This window comes from Lysinibacillus sp. S1, assembly GCF_044986265.1.
GTDB lineage: Bacteria > Bacillota > Bacilli > Bacillales_A > Planococcaceae > Lysinibacillus > Lysinibacillus capsici.
This window is the reverse complement of the sequence record NZ_CP173154.1, coordinates 3,146,812-3,171,455: the sequence shown is the minus strand read 5'-3', so window position 1 is coordinate 3,171,455 and position 24,644 is coordinate 3,146,812. Positions and strand designations below refer to the sequence as shown.

Here is a 24,644-nt window from a genome sequence, read left to right as displayed (position 1 = left end):
TCACTATTTCTACAATATTTTTATCCAAATAAAAAGGTAATTGAGAATAAAATCTATCCCTCAATTACCATTTCTATATTAGATAATTTTTTTAGTGCCTCTTAACCATGCAGAAATAATGAATATGATTAATACTAACCCAACATAGCCCATCACTGCATATAGTTTAGCTACTAGCGTTGTAAACCCTACAAGACTTGCTAGAAAACCGAGACCGCCTATAAATATAACTGCAACCCTAAAGCTTGCTCTACTAGGTTCGAAAAACCTTACCATAAAGGAATATAGCATCCCTACTGCCGTATTATAAATCATTCCCAAAAGAGAAATAGTCATTAATACTCCAACAATCGGATGAATTTCATTCGCTAACGCTAGCATCGGAATGTCTAACCCAACAATGATATTCATCTTGGCTAAAAGGGAGAAATTCACAAGTAAGATTAAAGCACCTAACAAAATCCCACCAATTATACCACCCATGCCAGCTACCTTATGATTGCGGATGGATCCACACATAACAGTCAGTAAAGAGAAGCTTACCCCTACATTGAACGACATGTACAATAAAGCCGTTACCCACCAACTTTTCTCACTTATTTGAGCCTGTTGAGCAATAACAGCTTGCTCTGCAAAGGTAAAATCCATCGTTGCAATAGCATAGATAGCGATGATGGAGACAACGGTTAGTAGATAGGGGGTTGCTAGTGCAATGATATTAATGATGCTTTTCACATCCATCATGACAGTGGCTACTGTAAGCAAGATCATACAAATACTCCCTAGCCAAATAGGCAGTCCAAACATTTGCTGAAATGTTGCACCAGCGCCAGCAAACATGATGACAGCTACACCAAATAAAAAGAGTGATAGCACTAAATCCAAGACAAAGCCCATAGTATTCCCTGAAATTTGATAAATCAAATCCTTATGGGACGATGTGCGAAGCTTAGAGCTCACTTGAGCAACACACATTCCAACAATTGAGAAACCAACCATAGCTAACAATGCTCCATATATTCCTTTAAAGCCATAGCTTGTAAAATAAAGGACAATTTCCTGCCCTGATGCAAATCCTGCTCCAACGATAATCCCCACATAGGCACCACCGATTTGCAAGCTTTTTTTCAATCAGTTCTCTCCTCGTTTTCCTTATACTAAATGATCGACTAAGTACTGCCTTATTGATAGATTTCTTTGCTAATTGTTAATTTATCAATCACAGCCATATTAGGCTTAAAACCAATACCTACCGACTGGGGTACCTCAATATAGCCATCTTTGACTTTTACTTCAGGATCAATGATATCCTCGTACCAATAATGACTAGAACCTGCTGTATCGCCAGGTAAAATAAATTGGCTAAGAGACGTTAAGGCAACATTATGTGCTCGTCCAATTCCAGCCTCTAACATACCACCACACCAAACTGGAATATGGTTTGCTTTACATAGGTCATGTATTCGTATTGCTTCCGTTAAACCACCTACTCGTCCAATCTTGATGTTTATGACACCACAGCTTCCAAGTTCAATTGCTCGTCTGGCATCCTCATATGATGTGATGCTTTCATCTAAGCAAATAGGCGTTTTTAACTTTTTCTGCAATGCTGCATGATCGACAATATCATCAGTAGCTAATGGTTGTTCGATCATTAATAAATTAAAATCATCAAGCTGCTGTAGTATTTCTATATCCTCTAATGTATAAGCAGAGTTTGCATCAACCATCAAGGGTAAATTTGGAAATTCCGCACGAATTGCCTGTACTATCTCTACATCCTCTCCAGGCTTTATCTTAATCTTCACCCTTTTGTAGCCTTTTTCAATATGACCTTTTATTAATGCTATTAACTGAGCGATAGAGGGTTGGATACCCACACTGACTCCTACTTCAATACGTTGTTTTTGACCACCTAACGCCTGTGCAAGTGATTGCTTTGTTTGCTGAGCATAGATATCCCATACAGCACCCTCAATTGAAGCTTTCGCCATGCAGTTTCGCCGAATAGGTGCAAATAATGAGGTTACCTCATCTGGATGCCCAATCTTTTTATGTAACAAGATGGGTATCAAAAAATCTTGTAGCATATGCCATGTTGTCTTTAATGTTTCTTCCGTATACCATGGTGCTACAAAAGCAACAGTTTCTCCCCACCCCGTCGTCCCTGATTCATCTTTTGCTTCTATCAGTAACATTTCCTTTTCATCAACTGTGCCAAAACTCGTAGTAAATGGTGCTTTCATAGGCATTTTTAAATGCCTTAATGTAATCTTTTCTAATCTCACATTGTTCACTCCTTATCATTATTATAAAGCTAATAAGGAGCGTCTGACTAACAGATAGCTATGAACATATTCTGGATGTTTCTTCATGCGTACGATGGCATAATCTTGGTTAAATAATGTTGTTAAGATTGTGCGAATTTTATAACGCCAGTCCTCTGCAAGTTTTGGACTTTCCACTTTCATTTTCTGTAGAGATTGAGGGATCGGTAAAAGATAGGCATCTTTATAAAAGGATTGATTTAACTGAAATGTATTTTCTACATCTAGAACTGGTAATCCGTCTACTGTTAATGTCCAAGGTACAATTTCCTGTGCTACTTCTTCTAATTCATCAAGGCTATCTGCCATTTGATCACGCTCGATCCACCATTCAACGACAAGTCTATCTGAAGGTAGTCCTTCATTAAAGTCATCTCGAAGTGGACCATAATAATCATTTTCATATTGATAACTAGTGGCGTTCAGTTTTAGAAATGCTAGATTCGCTAAACGCGCCTCTAATGGGTCAATTAACCAGCGGACAAGTTGAAAACCATGCTCTTTTGCATATTCTTGTTGGGCATGCTTCAATAATTCACCCACACCTTGTTCACGATATGCTTTTTCTACACCAATCATGTGCGAATGTAAGTACATTTCTCTATTCCGATAGCCAACGAAGCAATAGTTAAAGCCAATTAGCTTTTCATCTAAATACGCTCCTAATACGATTCCCCCATTTTGTACAGCAGCTAGTAATTGATGGGAGGGGATTGCTTGACTGCCCCATATTTCAGCATTTAATTTTTGGATCTCTGCAATTTCTTTCGGTGTCGTTACTTTGTGAATTCGCACTTGCTCTAACATTACGCTGACGCCTCCTTTTTATGCCCTGACTCCAAAGCTAATAAAACTGCTCTTGTAAGTATCTCCACTCCCGTGACAAGTCTTGCTTGTTTAAATTTCATTTTCGGATGATGCAAGCCTGGTGTTAATCCACAACCCAAGCCCAGCATGGTTGTTTTTAAATGCGGCCGTTGTACAGCATAATGGTGAAAATCCTCTCCTCCAGGTGTATGAACAGGCTTTCTTAAATTTGATAATCCAGCAGCCTGTATAATTGCCTGCTCCATTAAATATTGAGCACTTGTATCAACTTCAGCAGCTACGATATTGGCCACCGTACGTAATTCAATTTGTACTTTATGCAACAATTTAGAGGAATCAATCACACGCTTTACGCCTTGTGCTAAATCGTCCATCACCTTGTTTTGTTGTGCACGAATATCAATCGTAAATGAGGCATTACCTGGGATAATATTGCCCGAATCTCCCCCAGCATGGAATTTCGTCATCTTTACAGATACAGGAACCATAGGATCTGTATGAATGGTTCGCAAATCTTCGATGATTGTTGCACCTACTTCAATGGCATTAATACCTAGGTGCGGTCTTGCAGCATGAGCATCCTCTCCGATAATTTCGCCTTCAAGTAAACGAGAGGCACCATGATATAAGGCTGCACAATAAGTGCCGTCCTCTAGCTCATGAACAGGTCTTACATGGACACCAAATAAATAATCTAAGTCATCAATAACACCTTCTTCTAATACAGATAACGCTCCAGTTCCTTTTTCTTCAGCAGGTTGGAAAATAACACGGATTGTACCATTAATAGATTGCTGTAGTTCTTTTAAAAGTAATAGTGTACCAATGGCCATCGTCATATGACCGTCATGTCCACATGAATGATTCGCACGGAAATGACCATCTACTTCTTGCCATAAGGCATCTATGTCTGTTCTTAGTCCTACTTTGGGGTTACCTTTGCCTACATCAACATATAATCCTGTGGAATTTTTAAATCGTTTAGGGGAAAAGCCTTCCTGCGTTAATAGCTCCACTATATAATTGGTGGTTTCTACTTCATGCCAGCTGATTTCTGGATTTGCATGTAAATACGTAAAAATCTCCATTAATCTTGGCCTCAAATAATCTAACTCTTCCTTCATAGATTCCAACCCCTTAAATTCTTATATTATTAAAATTATTATAACGAAAATGATAATTTTCTACATAGAAACTTATACCCACATTCAACAAAATAACTACTTATGATAATATATTTCGCTCTCAGCCTCTTAGATAGACTTTTATTTAGATACAAAAAAAGATGCAAGTACAGTTTTTTTAATAACTGTACTTGCATCTTTCATTTAATTAATACCCTTCATCGCTTTTGAAATAATTGGTGAAAGCACCAATATAATAATCCCGACTACAATAGATAAGGTACCTAAGAAACCAAAGTATGTGAATTCGCTTACAACTTCATAGACCTTAACTAATTGCGCATTAATTGCTTGTGCTGCTGCACTTGTTAAAAACCATAAAGACATCGTTTGCGCTGCGAATGCCTGTGGTGCCAATTTCGTTGTGGCAGATAGACCAACTGGTGATAATAATAACTCACCAACAACCACTAAGAAGAATGACAATACTAACCATAAAGGACTCACTAATGTATCTCCACCAGACAGGTGTGCTGGAATCATCATCACTAAGAACGATAGACCCGCAAAGAACAATGCATATGAGAACTTACGTGGTGTTGTTGGCTGCTTGTCTCCCCATTTAAGCCATAGCATCGCAAATAATGGTGCCATTGTAATAACAAATAATGGGTTCAATGACTGGAACCAAGAAGATTGAAGCTGAATACCACCAAAACTTAGCTGTGTACGCTCATCTGCATAAGTCGCTAAAATAGTTGCTCCTTGTTCTTGAATAGCCCAGAACATTACAGCTGATAAAAATAAAGGAATATAAGCAAGTAGACGAGACTTTTCATCCTTTGTTGTTTTTTTACTGCGATACATATAAATAAAGAATGCAGTTGGAATTAATACACCTAGAGCTGTGATGATTAAACTAAATACATTCATTGTTAAAGTACCAGTTTTAATACCGATAGCACCCAAGATGATAATAAGTAAAGCTGCAACTCCGAATTGCGTAAAGACTTTTTTACGTTCTTCAGGCTTTAATGGGTTGTTTACTTGTAAGCCCGCTAAGCCTAAATATTTTTTCTCTGTTAATTTATAAACAATTAAACCAATAAACATACCTAGACCCGCTAAACCAAAGCCAAGGTGGAAGCTATATTTTTGTCCAATTGTTCCGACAATAAAAGGTGCAATAAATGCTCCCATATTAATACCCATATAGAAAATAGAAAAACCTGCATCACGACGGCTATCTGTTTCAGCATAAATGTCCCCAACAATACTTGAAACGTTCGGTTTTAATAAACCAGTACCCATAACGATAAATGCCATGGAAGCAAATAACATGCTCACACCACCAGGCAATGCTAGCAGTAAATGACCAATCATAATTAACACGCCACCATAAAAAATGGTTTTTCGTGTTCCTAAAACTCGGTCGGCAATCCATCCACCTATAATTCCAGACATATAAACAAGCGAGCCGTAGATGGCCATAATAGAGTTTGCTGTTCCGCGGTCTAGACCTAAGCCCCCGTCATGTAATTCGTAATACATAAAGAAGATAAGAATTGCTCGCATACCATAGTACGAGAAACGTTCCCAAAATTCTGTGAAAAACAAAGTAAAGAGCCCTTTAGGGTGTCCAACAAAACCATTTTGAGGGACAGATTTTACAACTTCATCTTTACTAGACATACAATACCCTCTCCCAATAAAAAATTATTCTACAAAAACACAACTACCCTAATATAAGGATAAAAAAACTTTGTTTCATCATACTAAAGCGTTTTATAAACTTTAGCAAGAGTTTTAAAAAATGTTGAAAATTTGTCATTTTTCTATAAATTCTGATTGATTATTAGATAAATTATTAAATCCTTTGATATATCTAAGTTTTCTTACACTTTMTACCTAAAAGATTTTTAAATTTACAATGAMTTATTCTAAAATATTTAAAATTCAGATTCCTTACTTTACTTGACAATTAATACAATTTCTTGAGTACACGTTTTACCTTTGTTCTAGATTCTACTATTCCCTCTAATCACAAAAAGCATGCCAAAAATCTTTTGGCATGCTTTGGGAAGTACATTTTTTAATTAATAACATAGTGCTGATACTTTGCGTAATCTGCTGCTTTTACTTCAAGAGACAATAATGTCCCACCCTCTTCATAGGCTGTATTAAAAACAGAGGCATTCTCATTTAAATAAGAAACAACGTTCCCATGATCATAAGGTATTAACATTTCACACGTTACGTAATGCGAGAAGATGTGTTGACGAATTAGCTTTACTAATTCTTCTAAACCAACCCCCTGCTTTGCTGAAATCCAAATATTATCTCCACTTACCACAGGATATGGAACATCTGCTATATCTGCTTTATTGTATACATAGATTGTAGGAATGTCCTCAACACCAACTGCTTTAAGTGTTTCGTTCGTCACATCCATCATAAATCCGTGCTCTGTATTCGAAACATCCACCACGTGGAGTAAAAGATCCGCATCTCGCGCCTCTTCCAAAGTGGAACGAAATGCCTTCACTAAATGGTGAGGTAATTTACTAACAAAGCCTACAGTGTCTGTCAGTAAAAAGGTCTTCTTATCAGGTAGTTCAATCTGACGAACAGAAGTTTCAAGGGTAGCAAAAAGCATATCCTTCTCAAAGACTTGTTTGTGCTCTTCTTGTCCTATTTGTGTAAGCAGTTGATTCATAATCGTTGATTTCCCAGCATTTGTATAGCCTACAATCGATACAACCGGAAGAGCGTTTTTACGACGCTGTTTACGCTGCGTTTCTCTCTGTTCCTTAACGTGCTCTAGATCCTTTTTAATTTTAGCAATTTGATCTTCAATTTTTCGTCGATCCAATTCCAGCTTTGTCTCACCAGCACCACGGTTTTTAAAGCCTCCCCCAGTACCTCCACCCTGACGGCTTAAAGAGGCATGCAAACCCACTAAACGAGGTAGCATATATTGAAGCTGTGCTAATTCCACCTGCATTTGGGCTTCACGTGTTTTTGCGCGCCTTCCAAAAATATCTAAAATAAGCATTGTTCGATCAATGACCTTCGTTGCTAAATCACGCTCCAAATTACGGATTTGCGAAGGAGACAGTTCATCATTAAAAATCACGAGGTTTGCTTGTGCTTCTTCATAAAAATTTTTGATTTCTTCTATTTTACCTGTACCCACATAATGGGAAGGTGTCACACGTTCCAAATTTTGCGTGACAGTCCCAACCACTTCTACATGCAAGGCCTCAGCTAAATTTTGTAACTCTTCCATAGAATAGTCAAAGTGCTCATCATTTCGTAAATTCACGCCAACTAGTATGGCCTTTTCAATTAATACATCAACTTCCTTAATTCTATCCATTAGAAACCTCCCACCAAAGCTTGGTGTCGCTACGACAAATTTTCTTCATCTTACCATAATATACCCTTTTTCGTATTTGAAGATCATCGTTAACTTTCCTAAAAAATGCGCCTCATGGAAAGGCGCATCTCAACTATTTTCTTTCTTCTTTTAGCAGGGCTTCTGAGCGTGTGAACTCTTCTTCAATTTCTTTATTTGGTTTATATGTCAGTATACTGACAACAACCGCAACAATTAAACAAACAATGAAGCCAGGAACAATTTCGTACAACGTACTTGATAAAGCATCTACTTTACCCCAAATAAACGCAGTTGCAGCCCCTGTTACCATTCCGCTAAGTGCTCCGTAGTTCGTTAACTTTCTCCAATATAAAGAAAGTAAAATAACAGGTCCGAAGGCTGCACCGAATCCTGCCCAAGCAAAGCCAACTAAGCTTAAGATAGAACTATCTGGATTCCACGCTAGGATTGCTGCAATAATTGCAACAACTAATACAGCCATACGCCCAACAAAAACGTAATGCTTATCGTCTGCTGTTTTATTAAATAATGCTTTATAAATATCCTCTACAAGTGCTGAAGAAGTTACGATTAATTGAGAAGAAATTGTACTCATAACAGCTGCTAAAATAGCCGCCAGCATAATACCTGCTATAAATGGATGGAATAAAATCTGACCAAGTACAATAAATACTGTTTCAGCGTCTTTTAGCTCACCAGCATTTTGCTGATAATAGGCTACACCAACCAAGGCAGTTCCAATAGCTCCAAATAAGCTTAACATCATCCAGCCAATACCAATGCGTCGTGCTTGCTTCGTTTCTTTAACGGAACTAATCGCCATAAAGCGGACGATAATATGAGGCTGTCCAAAATAGCCTAATCCCCAAGCAACTGAAGAAATGATCCCTGCTGCTGTCGCAGTGGCTGGTAATAAATTTAGAAGATCTGGATCAACAGATTTAATAGATGAAATGGTTTCACCTATACCACCTGTTACAAATAAACCAAATAGCGGTACCATAATAAGTGCTAAAAACATAATAAGACCTTGTAAGAAGTCTGTATAACTTACCGCTAAAAATCCGCCAAAAAGAGTGTATGCTACAACTACAGCTGACACAATTAATAAGCCTGTATGGTATTCATAACCAAATGAACTATCGAAAAACTTGCCCCCTGCTACCATTCCTGACGATACATAAAATGTAAAGAATATGAGGATGATGATACCTGAAGCAATTCTAATAAGCTTCGTATGATCACGTAATCGATTATCCAAATAACTTGGAATAGTAATGGAATCATTTGTAACCTGTGTATATACCCGTAAACGTGGTGCCACAAGTAGCCAGTTTAGGTAAGCTCCTATTGTTAATCCAATTGCAATCCAAGCCTCCACAAGACCTGATAAAAATATCGCACCTGGTAAGCCCATTAGGAGCCAGCCAGACATATCCGCAGCACCCGCACTTAGCGCAGTAACCGCTGGACCTAAGGAACGACCGCCAAGCATATAATCTGTTAAATTAGATGTTTTAACAAATGCATACCAGCCAATTGCTAGCATGGCGATCATATAAATAACAATCGCTAATAATTGATACATGTTATCCGACATATTTTCTCCTCCTTATTAATCCTTAGTATCACCAATTTAAAAAGAATTACTGTATTTAAGATACCACGAATATACAATTCCACCTATAAATACTCGGAATTTTTATTAAATTTATTCCGAATACCAAAGATGCCATTGTCTTTTATAAAATGTGTTAAACTAGTGCCATCTATAACACAATAAAGTAGGCGAAAATGTATGACATTTGAAGAAATGAAAGCTCTGCTCACTGAGCAAATTTTGCAACAAAAGCTTGTGACAGCTACAATCAGTCAACCACGTATGAAATCAAATGAAATAAAACGTATAAAATTAAAACCATTAATGTTAAAAAATCAGTACCATATACAAATTGAATACCAATATGAACGGATTTTAAAACATGAAAATATTCTATTGGCTCATTTACCTTCCAAGCTTGACGCGTTTTTTGAGGAGTATCGTCAAGCTCATATTGATTTCGTAGATGAAACGGTACAAGTACAATTATCAAAAAAGAACAAAGTCCTTTGGAAATCAGATAAAACAGCTTCACCTAAACAAGTCCATCTAAGCCATAATCGTAAAAAAAATTATTTACTATCTGATGATCAACCCTATCCATTTTTAATTCGACTGGGGGTACAAACAGAAGAAGGAAAKGTTAAGAAACAAAARTATGATAAATTTAAACAGATTAACCGCTTCATTGAATTTATAGATGATGCCTTAACCTATTTACCTCAGGATCGACAGGTGAGGATTTTAGATTTTGGTTCAGGAAAATCCTACTTAACCTTTGCTTTGTATCATTATTTAAAAATTGAAAAAGGCTTAGACATTCGTGTTACTGGTTTAGATTTAAAAAAAGAGGTTATTGAAGAGTGCTCAAGAATAGCACAGGATCTAGGCTATGATCAGCTAGAATTTCTTGTAGGAGATATCAATGATTATAATGATGAAAGTGCTGTGGATATGGTGGTGACACTCCATGCATGTGATGTAGCGACAGATATGGCCTTGGCTCGTGCTGTGAAATGGGGAGCAAGTGTCATTCTAAGTGTGCCTTGCTGTCAGCATGAGTTAAATCGTCAACTAAATACACCTGCTCTCGATATTATGTTGCAACATGGACTTGTTCGAGAGCGATTTGCGGCACTTGCTACAGATGCTATTCGAGCTGAAATTTTATCGCTTGTTGGCTATGAGGCACAGCTTTTAGAGTTTATCGATATGGAGAATACACCTAAAAACATATTAATTCGAGCCTATCAAACAGGTAAAAAACCAAATGAAGAGCAACGTGCCAGCTATGATGCCTTCTTAAAATTATTGAATGCAACACCATTTTTAGCGAATGAGTTAAAAGAGTATTTATAACATACAGATGTACTTCAATCCAAATAAAAGGCGATCCAATGTTGATTGGACCGCCTTTTTTATTATAACTCTTGTCGTAAAGCTTGAATAACGTCGATTTTTGTTGCTTTACGTGCTGGGCGATAACCTGAAATCATCGCTACACCAACACTAATGGCTGCTGCAATAATGACTAGTTGCCATGGAATAAGAGAAAATGTTATATCATTTGTTGCAAAAGCTTCCTCCCCTGTTGCCGCCTTAAGAATTAATGGTAATGCTGCATTAGCCGCAAAGCTAATAGCATACGAGATGACAACCGCAATTAGCGTACCAAAAATACCGATAAATGTGCTTTCCATTAAAAATAACCGTTGTATAAGCTTCGGACTTGCCCCAATTGCCTTTAATACACCAATTTCACGTGTTCGCTCTGTCACAGCCATTGTCATTGTATTAAAAATACCAATGGAAGCAATCAATACAGCAATTGTACCAACAAAGATTAAGCCAATTTTTAATACAAGGAAAAATACATTCATTTGATCTAGTTGCTCTGTTACTGAATATACGCTATAGCCCTTATCTTTTAACTTCTCTAAAATTGGCTTTACGTTTTCTAATGTATCCGCATAAATATTAAATTCAGAGTAAAACAGCTCATCCTCTGCCATGTTATTATCTGTAGATAAATTTTCAACCCATATTGCCTTTTGCTCTTTGTCCATATGAATAGCGTTATCAACCATCCAATCATAAGAAGGTTTCTCCATTACGCCAACAATTGTATAGCTCATTTTTTGCGTTTCATCATTTGTACCCGTGTGAGGAACTAAGGACAGGTCTATGTTCTTTCCAATCAATGATTCTTTATAGCCCTCTTCACTACCATCATAATACGTACCCTCTGCTTCAGCCTTTTTACTTTTTTCCGCAATGACATCACGTTCTTTTTCATTCAATAATGTTTGAGCAAAATGATACCCTACAACAATTTCATTAGATTTCGTTGGATAACGCCCTTTTGCAAGCTTTCCATTTACCTGTTCAAAGTCCTGCATATCTGACAATATTAAATTAGAAGTAGTATCACGATCTTCAAAAAATGATTGTGCGGTAGCATTGACACTAATTGTTTCAAGCACCGTTTCTACATGTTCCATTTTTTTAATTTCTTGTACTTGTTCTTCAGTTAATTGCTTATCGCCATATACTTGAATTTTTGTAACTGTTTCGTTTGAAAGAATTTCATTACGTAAAGATTCCTGTAAACCAAAACCAACGGATGCTAGCACGATTAAAAAGGCACAGCCCATCGTTGCAGCTAGTATCGTCATAAACACACGCAGCTTATTTTTCTTGATATGCTGTGTTACAAAATCTAATTGATCCTTAAATAACATGTTAAGCTTCCTCCTTTACAAGTTCTCCATCGTACATGCGGAAGCGTCTATGTGCGATAGTAGCTACTTCTTCATCGTGCGTGATAATGACAAAAGTTAGCCCTAATTCACGATTTAAACTTTGAATAAGCAATAAGATATCCTGCTCGGTTTCTGAATCGAGWCTCCCTGTTGGCTCATCAGCAAGTAATATAGGAGGATTCGTAATAAGGGCTCGTGCAATGCTGACACGCTGTTGCTGTCCACCTGACAATTCATTGGGATAATGGTCTGCTACTTCTGTCAAACCAACCTTGTCCATTAATTTCTTCACTTTTTCTTTGCGCATAGCCTTACGCAAACCCTGTAGCTTTAAAGGTAATTCGATATTTTCAAAAGCAGTTAAACCAGGCATCAATTGAAAGTTTTGAAAAATAAAACCGAATTGACGTAAACGGAAGGCAGCACTTTCTGTTTCAGTTAGATGGGCTGTTTCCTTTCCATTTACTTTAATAGAGCCCTGTTCAGCCTTCATAAAACCAGCTAGAACTTGTAATAAGGTCGATTTTCCTGAGCCACTTTTACCTACAATGGCAACAATTTCTCCTTTATGGACCTCGAAGTTCACACCTTTCAATACCGGCACTTGCTTTTCCTTCCCTCGTTTTCCAATTAAAAATGTATGTTGTAAATTTTCAACCTGAATCATTAGTTAATAAACGCTCCTTTCCTATACATTTTCCATTGTAGTAAACAATTCTTAATAAAGAGGGAGGATAAAAATGAAGATATTCTTAAGAATAAGAAGGTACTCTTCTGGTTATCAAATGAATTTACAATACCTTTACAATTCGAATGCGCTATTTTTATTACCTTCTATTATCTTTCGTGTCTTAATCTGTACTAATAAGTCACCATTACAGAGGAATAGCCATTTATAACAAGGTTTTATCTGTACTCATAAAAATAAATACAGCTGGATTACCTTATATTTTGTGAACGAATTGTATATTACAGCAATGTAAATTTTCATGTCGATTAGTAAATTTTTATGTAGATAAATTAAAGATTTTGTTATGATAGTAAAGTTTAGAGGTCGATTAATTTATTTATATCCAGGAGGATTCGATTCACATGCTTAACTCAAAAAAACAAGACCCTTTCTTTATTGCATTGCATAAAATTGCTGAAAATATGAGAGAGGCTGTACATTACGCAAATGATTTTCGTATTAACAGTGTAGCTGACCTAAAAGAGATTAGCATTACAATGAAAAATTATGAAACTGCTGGTGATAAGCTTATTCATGAACTGATTGTCATGTTAAACAAATCATTCATGACACCTATTGAACGTGAGGATATTTTAGAGCTCGCCATTCGTATGGATGATGTTTTAGATGGAACAGAACACTGTATTGCACACTTTGAAATGTTTTCGCTCACTGAGATTGATGAATCTATGCGCATTTTCTTAGGGTTTATTTCAAAAAGTGCTGATGAAATAGTCAAAGCGACAGAAGAGTTAAAGAAAAAGAATCTAATTGGCATGCGTCCACACGCAATTCTTATTAAAGACTATGAACGTGAATGTGATGAGGTACAACGTACTTCTATTAAGAAGTTATTTTTAAATGAAAAAGATCCAATCCGCCTCATTAAATTTAAGGATATTTATGAACAACTTGAAGATATCGCTGATCATTGTCAAAACGTAGCAAATACTATGGAAACAATTATCATGCGTAACGCATAATTAGGAGATGGGCACTTTACAATGAACACAATCATTATATTAACCGTACTGGTCGTCATCTTTGCCCTAACATTTGACTTTATCAATGGCTTCCATGATACAGCAAATGCTATTGCAACTTCGGTTTCTACTAGAGCATTGCCGCCACGCACGGCAATCATTATGGCGGCAACTATGAACTTTATTGGTGCTATCACCTTTGTAGGGGTTGCAAAAGCTCTAACAAAAGATATTGTAGATCCTTTTGCATTAAATGCTTTTGAAGGAGACACAACTGGCTCAGTCGTTATTTTAGCTGCATTAATTTCAGCTATAATTTGGAATTTATTGACATGGTATTTCGGTATTCCGTCAAGTTCTTCACACACATTGATTGGGTCTATTGCCGGTGCTGCAATCGCATCTGCTGGTTTTAATGTGTTAAACTATGGCGGCTTTACTAAAATCATCATGGCTTTAGTGTTTTCACCTTTACTTGCTATTTGTGCAGGCTTTATTATGATGACTCTTTTTAAACTATGGTTTAAAAATTTAAATTTATATAGGACGAATAAAGGTTTCCGTACAATGCAAATTTTTACTGCTGCCATCCAATCGTTCACCCATGGTACAAATGATGCGCAAAAAGCGATGGGGATTATGACGATGGCGTTAATCGCTGGTGGTTTGCACACTGGAGATGAAATACCTTTCTGGGTGCGTGCTGCTGCAGCTACAGCAATGGGGCTAGGTACGTCAATCGGTGGTTATAAAATCATTAAAACGGTTGGCGGTAAGATTATGAAAATCCGCCCTGTTAATGGTGTTGCGGCAGATTTAGCATCTGCTACTGTTATTTTTGGCGCTACGCTAATCCACTTACCAGTTTCAACAACACATGTCATTTCTTCCTCCATTATGGGTGTCGGTTCAGCACAGCGTGTGCGTGGTGTAAACTGGGGTATGGCTCGAAAGATTGTTACTACTTGGGTGATTACAATGCCAATTTCTGCCGTTATGGCGTCTGTTATTTATTTCATATTATCATTATTCTTTTAATAGTAAGACTCCTGTCCAAAAAGTGGATGGGAGTCTTTACTTTGTCACACGACAAAATGTGACACATCCTTTACACTAATTGAAAAGGGGGATGTATAAACAACTATGAAAACTTTTTCAGCTTTTATTACAGCACATGCGAAAGCAATCGTAGTCATATGGCTTATTATTTTTCTAGCAATGGCGTACTTTGCTTTACAGCTTCCAGGCAAACTTCAAGGTGATGGTTTCTTTGTCGAAGCAGATCATACCTATGTTACCAACGAGCTAGCAGAAAAATTTGATTTACCATCTAATACGATTTTGGTTGTCTTTGATCCAGCTGAAGATCAGAAAATTGAAGACACTTGAAAATAATTAGATAGCATAAAAGAGATTCATTCAATTCAATCACATTTAGAAGACTCCTCTTTACGGAAAGATAGTATTGCCTATGCTATGGTTCACATAAAGAACGATGTAGAAAACCTTCCTGACATTGTTGAGGAATTCCGTTCATTAATTGAAAAAGACGGAATTAGTATCACTGGAGGGCCTGTTATTTCTGCTGACATAAATACTGCTAGTCAAAAGGATTTGGCATCAGCTGAGGCCATTGGATTGCCAATTGCCATCGTGGTACTCTTATTAGCGTTCGGTACAGTTGTTGCTTCTATTTTGCCAATCGTCATTGGTGTTGTGACAGTGGTTACCGCCTTTGGTATGATGACACTGCTCAGTGCTAATGTAAATCTATCTATTTTCGTCTTAAATATTGTTCCAATGCTTGGGCTGGCTTTAAGTATTGATTTTGCGTTGCTGTTTATTAATCGTTACAGAGAAGAACGCACACATACTTCTATTGCTCAAGCCATTCAAACTGCTATTCAGACAGCAGGTCGTTCTATCATTTTCTCCGAAGTCTGTGTCATGATTGGCTTAGGGGCGATGATTGTCATTGATGTAGAAATTTTTCATAATATCGCCCTAGGAGGCACTATAGTCGTCCTGTTAGCCGTTCTTTCTGGCTTAACATTACTTCCTGCCACTATGATGCTATTAGGAGATAGACTTAATAAATGGCGCTTAATACGCGTTAAACCAGGTGGGGCTAATCGTTGGCGTGGCTTTGCAGGTTTTGTCATGAAGCATCCAGTAGCTATAGTGATTTCAGCATTATTATTACTAGGCATCGGCATGATCCCTTTAAAGGATATCCAATTAACCATTCCACAGGTGGACTCCTTACCTACGAAATATGATGCTCGTGCAGCATACGATAAATTAGATGAAACGTTTGGACTAGGTGAATCTTCTACATTATATTTGTTGGCTGAACGAAAAGATGGCTGGGAGGATACTGAGGGTAGAGAGCTAATTTATACTATTCAAGAAAAGCTATTAAAGGACCCATTAGTGACTAATGTTTCAACTATTTATACAGCTGCTAACATTCAAACACCAGAGGAGCTTTCTGCTTCTTTAGCTATTCCCCAGGTTGCTGAACAATTAAAACCTGTTATTAATTCATTTTCAAAGGATACACAGCTATTTGTTCCAATTACAATTGATGCAGCAGGTTCTTCCTCTACAGCTCAAAAATTTGCCCGAACATGGATGGACAAAGACCTGGGCGTGGATTTTGCACTTGGTGGACCAGCTAAATTCAACCAAGAAATCTTTGATGAAATTGCTAATAAAATTGTTTTAGCTATAGCAATTATTATCGTTTCTACATTCTTTATTTTAATGTTGGCATTCCGTTCTATTTTAATTCCGTTAAAGGCAATAATCATGAACATTATTGGGCTTTCATCTGCATTCGGGATACTCGTTTATATTTTCCAATATGGTCATTTTGGTATTGAAGCAAGCTCCATCGTGCTAATCATTCCAGTTATTGTTTTTTGTCTTGTATTTGGCTTAAGTATGGACTACGAAGTCTTTTTAATTTCTCGTATCCAAGAGGAATATTTAAAGGGCTCCGATAATACGCGTGCAACAATTGATGGCTTAACATCCACTAGCCGAATAATTACATCTGCAGCGCTTATCATGATTGTTATTACAGGTGCATTTGCCTTCACAGATGTAATGCCTGTGAAGCAAATTGGTGTGGGTATCGCTATTGCTGTTGCCATTGATGCAACAATTATTCGTCTTATGCTTGTGCCTAGTCTCATGAAGCTGTTTGGTGATTGGAACTGGTGGCTTCCTTTCTCAAAGAAAAGTAAATAACATAAAGAAAATCCGCCTCCCTTATAAAAGGAGGTGGATTTTTCAATTAAGCGTAGATGCTTTTATACCATTCTTTTGCAGCTTGTACTTCAGGCATTGTTAGTTGATGACCAAAATTAAACCATTTCGTCGTTACTTTGGCACCTGCAGAACTTAAAAGGGTTTCTAAATCCTCAGATTCTTGTGCTGTACACATCGGATCATTCGTACCAGCACCGATAAACACAGGTGTTGGAGAAAGTTGCGGTAATTCAATACCACGTCTTGGTACCATTGGGTGATGCAAAATAGCTCCGGCTAACGCATCATCGTAGTGGAATAATAAGCTTGCTGCAATATTAGCACCATTCGAATACCCTATTGCTACAATTCGTTGGCGATCAAAGCCATATTGCTGTGCTGACGTCTGTAAAAATTCATGAAGCTCCTTTGTACGAAAGATTAAATCCTCAATATCAAAGACACCTTCGGCTAATCGGCGGAAAAATCGTGGCATTCCATGCTCAAGTACATTTCCGCGAACACTTAAAATATTGGCTGTTTCATCTATTTCTTTTGCCAGCCCAATAAGACTTTCCTCATTACCACCTGTACCATGTAGCAATAATAATGTCGGCTTCGTTTCGTCTGTACCTTTATAATAAATATGTTGCACTGACAGTCACCTCTCAATTATCTTGAATTCGAGATAATTGTAGCCTGTGGCAAAATTAAATTCAAGCTCTTTGACTTATTAATTTCACGATTTTCACGATTTGGCTGTTCTTCGTGATTTTTATAAAAATTAGTAATGGTATAAACTGAAAATAAACATGCCGCAATCACAACAACAATTACAATTCCCACTAATTTTTTTCCGTTCATCTATCATGATCCCCCGTATTTCTTATTTCTTTGTACGAAAGCCTTCTTCTAGTAAATATTCCTTTGCTGCCTCATACGTACCAAATGCCTCTTCCAGATTGTCTCCATGATACACGTTCCACGAACGTTGCTCAAAAGCTAGCTGTAACTGACTACCATCGCGACTATGCCAAATCTCTACAATTGGCTCCTGCTCTTCTACTTCTTCAGATAAATATTGGATTGCGTCTTCAATAATTTCACGAAGTTGTTGTTCATCGTAATCGCGGATATTTACTAATCCTTTATCATTAGCCTCATTCTCATAGCGTAATAAATCTCCTACAAAGACAAAGCCATTGCCGTTTGGATGTAATTTCTCAACTACAATCGTCTTTTCGTAAAGACTGTCCATGTAATGATAATTTAGGCGCTTTAAAGAAATTTCTTTTTTTGTTAGCTCAGAAAACGATTCAATAATCGCTTGTTTTTGTTCAAATGTTAGCATATAAAAAATGCTCCTTTTCTTTACAATCTATCTAACAGTATAACTCATTTTTTCCTATTATATCGTGTCGTTTCTAAATCATTTTTGCGCAAGAAAATAGGACAAGCTAATATTATAGCTTATCCTATTTAAACTTATGAGGTTTGATTAAATATTTTTTCACTTGTGAATTTTATCACCTGTGCAACATACAATTCCCGATAAGGAACAAATTGTGCAGTACCTACTGGTCTGACAATTCTCACACGTTGACCATCAGGGAAATATTCATACCCTTCAATATTAAGTGTCGTCGTTTCTCCCAAGAAGAAAGCCTCCGCCTCATTTAGCCTCGCTCTAACTACACCCGATACTTCTTCATACTGCAAAGCAAAGGAATCCCAATCATGCTTGAAAGGATATATGTAGACATGGCAAAATTCATTGTCGATCATATTTTCAGAAACGATACTACAAGATGTCATGCCCATTTTGACAACTTCATGGACATCAATATTAAGTCCCAATTCTTCTTTTACTTCTCGAATGCCTGACTCTACTGTCTCAATCGCTAAAAGATGTCCTGCTGCTGTAATATCGAGTAACCCTGGATAATCCTTTTTCTGTGAACTACGTACTTGAAAATAAATATAGTCTTCATTTACAAGCCAGCAATGAAAAGTCTCATGCCAAAGCCCCTTTTCATGCACTTCCGCTCTCGTAGCTGTCCCAATTTGCTCATGCTGTTCATTAAATACCTTTACAATTTCTTGTTCCATTGTTTCGACTCCTATACTGACTTCGTCGCTTTTTTCTTAATTGCATTACGTTGATCATAAATATTGGATACGATAACCTTTAAGACTGCATAAAATGGTACAGCGATAATAATACCAATAAAACCTGCTATATTACCTGCCGCTAAAATAATTGTAATAACGGTAAGGGGGTGGATATCAAGTGATTTCCCCATGACATTAGGTGTAATAAAGTTGCTGTCTATTTGCTGAGCAACCAGCGTCACAACCGAAACCCACACCACTAAAATTGGATCTTGAATAACTGCCACAATCAGGGCTGGCGCAAAGGCAATCCAAGGCCCGATAAATGGAATCATATTCATAAAGAATGCAAAAATCACTAGTAATAACGAATAGTCTAATCCGATAATTAAATAGCCTACATACATTATTAGTGCTAATAAAAAACTAATTTGCAGTTGGCCCTGAATGTAGGTACGTAATACATCATCAATTTCACTTAACGTTTTCTTTACCCATTGCTGACGTTCACCACTGAAATATTTATAGATGGATGGAGCAAACTTCTCATGATCCTTCAGCATAAAAATAAAGAAGAACGGAATTAAAATGGCTAATAACGACACAGATACAATGGATTGTAAAAAGGACACAAAACCTTTACTCGCCACTACTGCAATATCTTGAACCGAATTCGCCATTTTTTCGATAACATCATTTAATTGCTCAGGGAAGTTATCCTTATTTTGCGTTACATAGTCTGTTAGTTGCTGGATGCTCGTACTAATACTCGTACTAATCATAGGGGCATTTTTCACTAATTTATTGACCTGCTCGGCAATCGGGTTACCAATAATCCAGCCAAAAATACCTACCATTGCTATTAGTCCGAACACAATCGTCAATATACTTCCCCATCGAGGAAATCTACGTTTTTCTAAAAATCTCTGAATTGGTTCCGTCACATAATAGAGAACACCACCAAGTAGTAAAGGCACAAAAATGGCTTTTAATATGATGACAAGCGGTGAAAAAATCCAATGAATTTCTATAAAATATTTAATGATTAATAGTGTAAGTAGTATCCCTACCCCTACTTGAAACCAAACTTTCCTTGTCACTTTCTTTCACTTCCTTTAATAGCAGTTACTGAAAATACTACTGATATATTAACCATTTCGCAAGTATCCTAGTATTTTTTTACAGAACTCCTCTGACAAACTAAAAAATTCGCTCACTTCCCCAATAATAGTTATCGTGGAAGTGAAACGAATTTAAGTCATCAATTATAGAGAAGAATCATCTATGGAATTTAAGAATGTCTCAATTTCTCCAATAACCGATTCAACACAGCCATCCTCAAATGGCGAGATTAAACCTGCCTCTTTTACAAGCTTTGTAAAGGACATAGAGCCACCTAAACCACAAAGATGAATATAGTCTTTCCAAGCCGCTTCAAATTCTTCACGTGAACGTTTCCAGAATTGGAAGGCACAAATTTGTGCTAACGTGTAATCAATGTAGTAGAACGGACTTGCATAGATGTGAGCCTGACGTTGCCAAATGCCCCCAGCCTCTAGGTAACTGTTATGATCATAGTCACGGTGTGGTAAATACGTTTCCTCAATTTTTTTCCATGCAGCTTTACGTTCAGCAGGAGTCATTGTTGGATTTTCATAAATAACATGCTGGAACTCATCTACTGCCACACCATATGGTAAGAATAAAAGACCACTACTTAAATGTGTAAATTTATATTTCTCTGTATCACCTTCAAAGAACAGCTCCATCCAAGGCCAAGTAAAGAATTCCATACTCATCGAGTGAATTTCACAAGATTCGTAGGTAGGCCATAAATACTCAGGAATGCCAATGTTACGACTTGAATAAACTTGGAAAGCATGTCCAGCTTCATGTGTTAATACATCGATGTCACCTGAAGTACCGTTAAAATTTGAGAAAATGAATGGGGAATGATAGTTTTCAATAAACGTACAATAACCGCCACTTTCTTTCCCTTTCTTCGCTACAAGATCCATTAAGTCATGGTCAATCATGAAATTAAAGAACTCTCCTGTTTCAGGTGAAAGTTCCTCATACATTTTTTTACCGTTTGCTACAATCCACTCAGGATTCCCTTTTGGTGTAGCATTACCTGATAAGAAGTTAAGTGCTTCATCATAAAATTTGAAATCTTCAATGCCAATTCGCTTTGCCTGACGCTCGTAAAGCTTCGTTGCAACAGGCACAATTAAATCACGTACCTGATCACGGAATTTTTTAACCATATCAGCATTGTAATCAATCCGATTCATACGAATATAGCCTAGTTCAACATAGTTGTTATAGCCAAGTTTAATCGCAATTTCATGGCGTACCTTGACAAGTTCATCATATAAACGATCGAATTCATCTTCATGCTGTGCAAAGAAGCCAAAGCGAGCATCCGTTGCTGCCTTACGTGTTTCTCGATCCGTTGACTCTGCAAACGGACCAAGCTGAGCGAGTGTTAATGTTTCCCCATTAAAGTCAATTTGTGCAGATGCAACAAGCTTATTGTACTCAGAAACAAGTCTGTTTTCTTTTTGCATCAAATCAATAACTTCTGGTGAGAAGCCTTTAATTTGATAAGTTGCTAGATCAAATAATTGTTGACCCCATTTTTCTTCTAATTGCTCACGAAATGGTGAATCAATTAAAGCTTTATAGTATTCTGTCGTTACTTCTTCTAACTCAGGACCTACTTCATCGAAATAATCACGTTCTGCTTGATAAAATTCATCGTTCGTATCGATTGAAGCACGAATATATACTAAATTAGCCATTGTCGCAAAGTCATTACTAATTGCATTGTGCTTTTCAATGATATTACTTTGCTCGTCCATCGATTGTGCTTGTTTAAATTGCTCAATGAGTGCTAACTGCTGCTCTTTCATTGATGCCACATTTGGACGGCTGTATTGATATTCTTTAAACGTTGTCATTAAAGTCCCCTCTTTCTGTCCTATACCCCGTAATATTTCTATTATATGCCAAATAGAATCTATTAAGAATCAATTATCTCTTTTCTGTTCCATGATTTTTTGAGAAAGAAGCAGTTCCTAAATATAATGGCGTTGTTGTTTTAATAGCCCACAATATATGTTTTTAATAACGCCGCTCTTTCTCTTATTCTTAATTTTGCTTCTACTGATTTTGGTGTTCTTGCTGATAGAACATCTACTTCAAAATCTAACGATTCAGCAAGATATTTTGCACGTTTCAAATGAAAGTCATTTGAAACGATGGTAATTTTCTTAGTTTCTTGTGGTAATAATTCTTTAGAGAATACTAAATTTTCATATGTAGATGTAGATTGATCTTCTATGATAATTCTCGAGGCATCGCTGCCATGCTGTTCCAAATAGTCTTGCATTACAGATGCCTCTGTACGATCTTCATCAGGTCCTTGTCCACCTGACACAATGACCTTAACATGTGGGTATTTTGTTAAGTATGGAACAGCCACCTCTAATCTACTTTTTAATGAAAGCGATGGTACACCACCTGGCCTTACTTTTGCTCCCAATATAATCATATAATCAGCTGAACCATTGGCATTCGGTTCCATACCCTGATCAATTTCTTTTCCCAGCCAAATATAAAGAACGATTCCAATACCGATTAAAATAACACCAATTGTCATCAGCCACCTTCTCACAAATCATTCCTCCTTTACCTTTTATTAACGATGATAAAAAGAAAAGGATGCTTGTTAAGCAAGCACCCTGAAAGATATTATCTCAATATAAATCGTTTAATAGACTCCTGTAAGGCAGATATTTCATCAGTTAAATCATTGGAAGATTCGCTAACGAGTTGTATTGCGCGTTGTTGCTCATCTACAGATGCTGTTACCTCTTCAGACGCAGCAGCATTCTTTTCACTAATCATCGCAATGCTTTCAATCGATTGCATAATCGTATTCTTAGAGCTATTTAAATATTCTACGCTATCTGTTGTATCGCCTATAATGGCTATGATTTTTTCAACAGCTAATTTAATTTCTTTAAAGGATGATTCTGTTACCATGACAGAATCATTTTGTCGACTTACAATGATATGGGTTTTCTGCATTTCACCATTGACTAAGTTTGTTTCACTTTCAATGCCTTTTAGCGTCGTGCGTACTAGCTCAGTTGCTACAGAGGTTTGATCAGCGAGTTTACGTACCTCTTCCGCGACAACTGCGAATCCTTTACCATGTTCACCCGCTCTTGCTGCTTCAATAGAAGCGTTAAGTGCAAGTAAATTCGTTTGATCTGAAATCTCCGTAATCGTCCCCACGATGCCTTCAATTTCACGTACCTTGACAATTAGACTACCAAATACAGACTGAATATTCTGAACGAGATTTGAAGACTCCCGTGACTTATCCTTTAAGCTTTCTAAATTGACTAGGCCTTCTTCATTTGATTTTTTCATATGCTGTGAGGCATCTAACATTAATTCATTTTTATCATGCAATCCTTCTATTTGCTGCGCAAACTCGATAGCCGTTCGGTTTGTATCCTCTGCATCAGATGCTTGCTTGACTGCACCCTTGGATACTTCATTGATTGCTTTGACGATTTCATCACCATAGGCATTTGTCTCTTCAGCTACTGCGGTTAAATTTGCTGAAGTTGATTGTATTTCTACAATCGCTTCCTCCACATCTGAAATAAGTGTTTTAAGTTGATGTACCATTTCATTAAAGCCATCATTTAACTGTCCTATTTCATCCGAGCGCTGTAAATGCTCAATTTCAACCGTTAAATTCCCTTTTGCTACTTCACGTACACGTTTAGATAATTTTTGAACTGGTAATGCCAGGTGTCTTGATACAAGAATGACAACGATTGTCCCAATAATTATGGCACCTACTAATGTCAAACCAATTACTAGCAATAAAGAATTCGCCTCTGCATTAAAATCCTGCATATATGTACCTGATGCAATAATCCATCCCCAATGTGGATCTTTCTCAGAATAAATAATTTTATCCGCTAAGACATCCTGACCTGGTAGTTCAAATTCATATTGTGTAAAACCACCACCATCAAGTGCCTTTTCAGTTACTTCTCGAATAAAGTAATTGCCACTGCTATCTTGGTCATTCCAAAGATTATCTCCTTCTCGTGTTGGATGTGTTGTTAATGTTCCCTTATCATCCAACACATAGATATAACCATATTCCCCTAAATCACCCGGATAATTAATAGGCCGTTTTCCTTCGCTATCTTTCGGACCAAGAAATGCTTCTCTTACTCGTTCCTGTGCAACCTCTAAGGGTATGTCACCCTTTTCAACACTCTCGTTTGCGAGCTCGATTAATTGCAAAGCAGATTCAACACTATTGTAAAGTACCTGTTCTCCTATATCCTCCATCCCATTCTTAGCCTTACCATAACTAACTATACCAATTATTAAACTTGGAATAATTAGTAGTGCCAATGAAATAATAATCAATTTCCCCTGTATTGAACGTAAAAACTTCATACTTTAGCCCCCCTATTTTCTTCG

Annotated in this window: 22 protein-coding genes; 5 read left to right on the top strand and 17 right to left on the bottom strand. The window is 37.1% G+C overall.

The window, feature by feature from the left end:
• Positions 1 to 78 precede the first annotated feature (78 nt).
• The 7 genes from ACHZEU_RS15780 to putP all read right to left on the bottom strand — a co-directional run bounded on the left by ACHZEU_RS15780 (position 79) and on the right by putP (position 9,279).
• Positions 79 to 1,131 (bottom strand): hypothetical protein, encoded by a 1,053-nt coding sequence (locus tag ACHZEU_RS15780; RefSeq protein WP_259950564.1) that lies wholly within the window; start codon positions 1,129 to 1,131, stop codon positions 79 to 81.
• A gap of 50 nt (positions 1,132 to 1,181) precedes the next feature.
• Complete coding sequence (gene menC, locus ACHZEU_RS15775; protein ID WP_103118908.1) at positions 1,182 to 2,288, bottom strand: o-succinylbenzoate synthase; 1,107 nt, start codon at positions 2,286 to 2,288, stop codon at positions 1,182 to 1,184.
• 21 nt (positions 2,289 to 2,309) lie between these two features.
• Positions 2,310 to 3,134 carry a GNAT family N-acetyltransferase gene (locus ACHZEU_RS15770; protein WP_048394192.1) on the bottom strand — a complete coding sequence of 275 codons (825 nt, stop codon included), beginning with the start codon at positions 3,132 to 3,134 and terminating at the stop codon, positions 2,310 to 2,312.
• Positions 3,134 to 4,279 carry a M20 peptidase aminoacylase family protein gene (locus ACHZEU_RS15765; protein WP_048394190.1) on the bottom strand — a complete coding sequence of 382 codons (1,146 nt, stop codon included), beginning with the start codon at positions 4,277 to 4,279 and terminating at the stop codon, positions 3,134 to 3,136. The genes ACHZEU_RS15770 and ACHZEU_RS15765 overlap by 1 nt, the downstream gene beginning before the upstream one ends.
• Positions 4,280 to 4,483: 204 nt before the next feature.
• The gene (locus tag ACHZEU_RS15760) at positions 4,484 to 5,971 is read right to left on the bottom strand and encodes a peptide MFS transporter (RefSeq protein ID WP_048394189.1); all 1,488 of its coding nucleotides are present in this window, start codon (positions 5,969 to 5,971) and stop codon (positions 4,484 to 4,486) included.
• Between the two features lie 400 nt (positions 5,972 to 6,371).
• Complete coding sequence (gene hflX, locus ACHZEU_RS15755) at positions 6,372 to 7,658, bottom strand: GTPase HflX (protein ID WP_404803557.1); 1,287 nt, start codon at positions 7,656 to 7,658, stop codon at positions 6,372 to 6,374.
• Positions 7,659 to 7,791: 133 nt separating this feature from the next.
• The gene (gene putP, locus ACHZEU_RS15750) at positions 7,792 to 9,279 is read right to left on the bottom strand and encodes a sodium/proline symporter PutP (RefSeq protein WP_048394185.1); all 1,488 of its coding nucleotides are present in this window, start codon (positions 9,277 to 9,279) and stop codon (positions 7,792 to 7,794) included.
• Between the two features lie 198 nt (positions 9,280 to 9,477).
• On the opposite strand from putP, the gene ACHZEU_RS15745 reads away from it, so the two are divergent.
• The gene (locus tag ACHZEU_RS15745; protein ID WP_404803556.1) at positions 9,478 to 10,638 is read left to right on the top strand and encodes a class I SAM-dependent methyltransferase; all 1,161 of its coding nucleotides are present in this window, start codon (positions 9,478 to 9,480) and stop codon (positions 10,636 to 10,638) included.
• 62 nt (positions 10,639 to 10,700) lie between these two features.
• On the opposite strand, the gene ACHZEU_RS15740 is transcribed toward ACHZEU_RS15745, so the two are convergent.
• Entirely contained in the window at positions 10,701 to 12,020 is a 1,320-nt protein-coding gene (locus ACHZEU_RS15740; protein WP_048394182.1) for an ABC transporter permease, read from the bottom strand.
• A gap of 1 nt (position 12,021) precedes the next feature.
• Positions 12,022 to 12,708, bottom strand: coding sequence for an ABC transporter ATP-binding protein (locus ACHZEU_RS15735; RefSeq protein WP_404803555.1), 687 nt, complete (start codon positions 12,706 to 12,708; stop codon positions 12,022 to 12,024).
• A gap of 425 nt (positions 12,709 to 13,133) precedes the next feature.
• Here ACHZEU_RS15735 and ACHZEU_RS15730 point away from each other — a divergent pair, with 425 nt between their 5' ends.
• The 4 genes from ACHZEU_RS15730 (at position 13,134) to ACHZEU_RS15715 (ending at position 17,009) form a co-directional block, all read left to right on the top strand.
• Positions 13,134 to 13,754: a DUF47 domain-containing protein gene (locus tag ACHZEU_RS15730; protein WP_004231927.1), complete on the top strand. Its 621-nt coding sequence runs from the start codon at positions 13,134 to 13,136 to the stop codon at positions 13,752 to 13,754.
• A gap of 21 nt (positions 13,755 to 13,775) precedes the next feature.
• The gene (locus tag ACHZEU_RS15725) at positions 13,776 to 14,792 is read left to right on the top strand and encodes an inorganic phosphate transporter (protein WP_004231925.1); all 1,017 of its coding nucleotides are present in this window, start codon (positions 13,776 to 13,778) and stop codon (positions 14,790 to 14,792) included.
• A 105-nt stretch (positions 14,793 to 14,897) separates the two neighbouring features.
• Complete coding sequence (locus ACHZEU_RS15720; RefSeq protein WP_404803554.1) at positions 14,898 to 15,143, top strand: hypothetical protein; 246 nt, start codon at positions 14,898 to 14,900, stop codon at positions 15,141 to 15,143.
• 87 nt (positions 15,144 to 15,230) lie between these two features.
• The gene (locus ACHZEU_RS15715) at positions 15,231 to 17,009 is read left to right on the top strand and encodes an MMPL family transporter (RefSeq protein ID WP_404803553.1); all 1,779 of its coding nucleotides are present in this window, start codon (positions 15,231 to 15,233) and stop codon (positions 17,007 to 17,009) included.
• A gap of 46 nt (positions 17,010 to 17,055) precedes the next feature.
• Here the strand turns inward: ACHZEU_RS15715 and ACHZEU_RS15710 are convergent, their stop codons facing one another.
• From ACHZEU_RS15710 to ACHZEU_RS15675, 8 genes are all read right to left on the bottom strand, one after another.
• Positions 17,056 to 17,664: an alpha/beta hydrolase gene (locus ACHZEU_RS15710; protein WP_048394178.1), complete on the bottom strand. Its 609-nt coding sequence runs from the start codon at positions 17,662 to 17,664 to the stop codon at positions 17,056 to 17,058.
• 17 nt (positions 17,665 to 17,681) lie between these two features.
• Entirely contained in the window at positions 17,682 to 17,873 is a 192-nt protein-coding gene (locus ACHZEU_RS15705) for a hypothetical protein (protein WP_004231917.1), read from the bottom strand.
• A gap of 22 nt (positions 17,874 to 17,895) precedes the next feature.
• A complete protein-coding gene (locus ACHZEU_RS15700; protein WP_004231915.1) occupies positions 17,896 to 18,360 on the bottom strand; it encodes a hypothetical protein in 465 nt (154 codons plus the stop codon).
• 134 nt (positions 18,361 to 18,494) lie between these two features.
• A complete protein-coding gene (locus ACHZEU_RS15695) occupies positions 18,495 to 19,118 on the bottom strand; it encodes an NUDIX domain-containing protein (protein ID WP_404803552.1) in 624 nt (207 codons plus the stop codon).
• An 11-nt stretch (positions 19,119 to 19,129) separates the two neighbouring features.
• Positions 19,130 to 20,221: an AI-2E family transporter gene (locus ACHZEU_RS15690; protein ID WP_048394176.1), complete on the bottom strand. Its 1,092-nt coding sequence runs from the start codon at positions 20,219 to 20,221 to the stop codon at positions 19,130 to 19,132.
• Positions 20,222 to 20,386: 165 nt separating this feature from the next.
• Entirely contained in the window at positions 20,387 to 22,084 is a 1,698-nt protein-coding gene (locus ACHZEU_RS15685; protein WP_048394174.1) for a M3 family oligoendopeptidase, read from the bottom strand.
• Positions 22,085 to 22,224: 140 nt separating this feature from the next.
• Positions 22,225 to 22,800, bottom strand: coding sequence for a YdcF family protein (locus tag ACHZEU_RS15680; protein ID WP_404803551.1), 576 nt, complete (start codon positions 22,798 to 22,800; stop codon positions 22,225 to 22,227).
• Positions 22,801 to 22,877: 77 nt separating this feature from the next.
• A complete protein-coding gene (locus ACHZEU_RS15675) occupies positions 22,878 to 24,620 on the bottom strand; it encodes a methyl-accepting chemotaxis protein (protein ID WP_048394170.1) in 1,743 nt (580 codons plus the stop codon).
• Positions 24,621 to 24,644 lie beyond the last annotated feature (24 nt).

What these genes read in the sequence shown, in the direction of transcription:
- ACHZEU_RS15770 (WP_048394192.1), bottom strand. Translation starts at nt 3,134, where the DNA reads ATGTTAGAGCAAGTGCGAATTCACAAAGTAACGACACCGAAAGAAATT.
- ACHZEU_RS15765 (WP_048394190.1), bottom strand. Translation starts at nt 4,279, where the DNA reads ATGAAGGAAGAGTTAGATTATTTGAGGCCAAGATTAATGGAGATTTTT.
- ACHZEU_RS15760 (WP_048394189.1), bottom strand. Translation starts at nt 5,971, where the DNA reads ATGTCTAGTAAAGATGAAGTTGTAAAATCTGTCCCTCAAAATGGTTTT.
- hflX (WP_404803557.1), bottom strand. Translation starts at nt 7,658, where the DNA reads ATGGATAGAATTAAGGAAGTTGATGTATTAATTGAAAAGGCCATACTA.
- putP (WP_048394185.1), bottom strand. Translation starts at nt 9,279, where the DNA reads ATGTCGGATAACATGTATCAATTATTAGCGATTGTTATTTATATGATC.
- ACHZEU_RS15740 (WP_048394182.1), bottom strand. Translation starts at nt 12,020, where the DNA reads ATGTTATTTAAGGATCAATTAGATTTTGTAACACAGCATATCAAGAAA.
- ACHZEU_RS15730 (WP_004231927.1), top strand. Translation starts at nt 13,134, where the DNA reads ATGCTTAACTCAAAAAAACAAGACCCTTTCTTTATTGCATTGCATAAA.
- ACHZEU_RS15725 (WP_004231925.1), top strand. Translation starts at nt 13,776, where the DNA reads ATGAACACAATCATTATATTAACCGTACTGGTCGTCATCTTTGCCCTA.
- ACHZEU_RS15720 (WP_404803554.1), top strand. Translation starts at nt 14,898, where the DNA reads ATGAAAACTTTTTCAGCTTTTATTACAGCACATGCGAAAGCAATCGTA.
- ACHZEU_RS15715 (WP_404803553.1), top strand. Translation starts at nt 15,231, where the DNA reads ATGGTTCACATAAAGAACGATGTAGAAAACCTTCCTGACATTGTTGAG.
- ACHZEU_RS15705 (WP_004231917.1), bottom strand. Translation starts at nt 17,873, where the DNA reads ATGAACGGAAAAAAATTAGTGGGAATTGTAATTGTTGTTGTGATTGCG.
- ACHZEU_RS15700 (WP_004231915.1), bottom strand. Translation starts at nt 18,360, where the DNA reads ATGCTAACATTTGAACAAAAACAAGCGATTATTGAATCGTTTTCTGAG.
- ACHZEU_RS15695 (WP_404803552.1), bottom strand. Translation starts at nt 19,118, where the DNA reads ATGGAACAAGAAATTGTAAAGGTATTTAATGAACAGCATGAGCAAATT.
- ACHZEU_RS15685 (WP_048394174.1), bottom strand. Translation starts at nt 22,084, where the DNA reads ATGACAACGTTTAAAGAATATCAATACAGCCGTCCAAATGTGGCATCA.
- ACHZEU_RS15675 (WP_048394170.1), bottom strand. Translation starts at nt 24,620, where the DNA reads ATGAAGTTTTTACGTTCAATACAGGGGAAATTGATTATTATTTCATTG.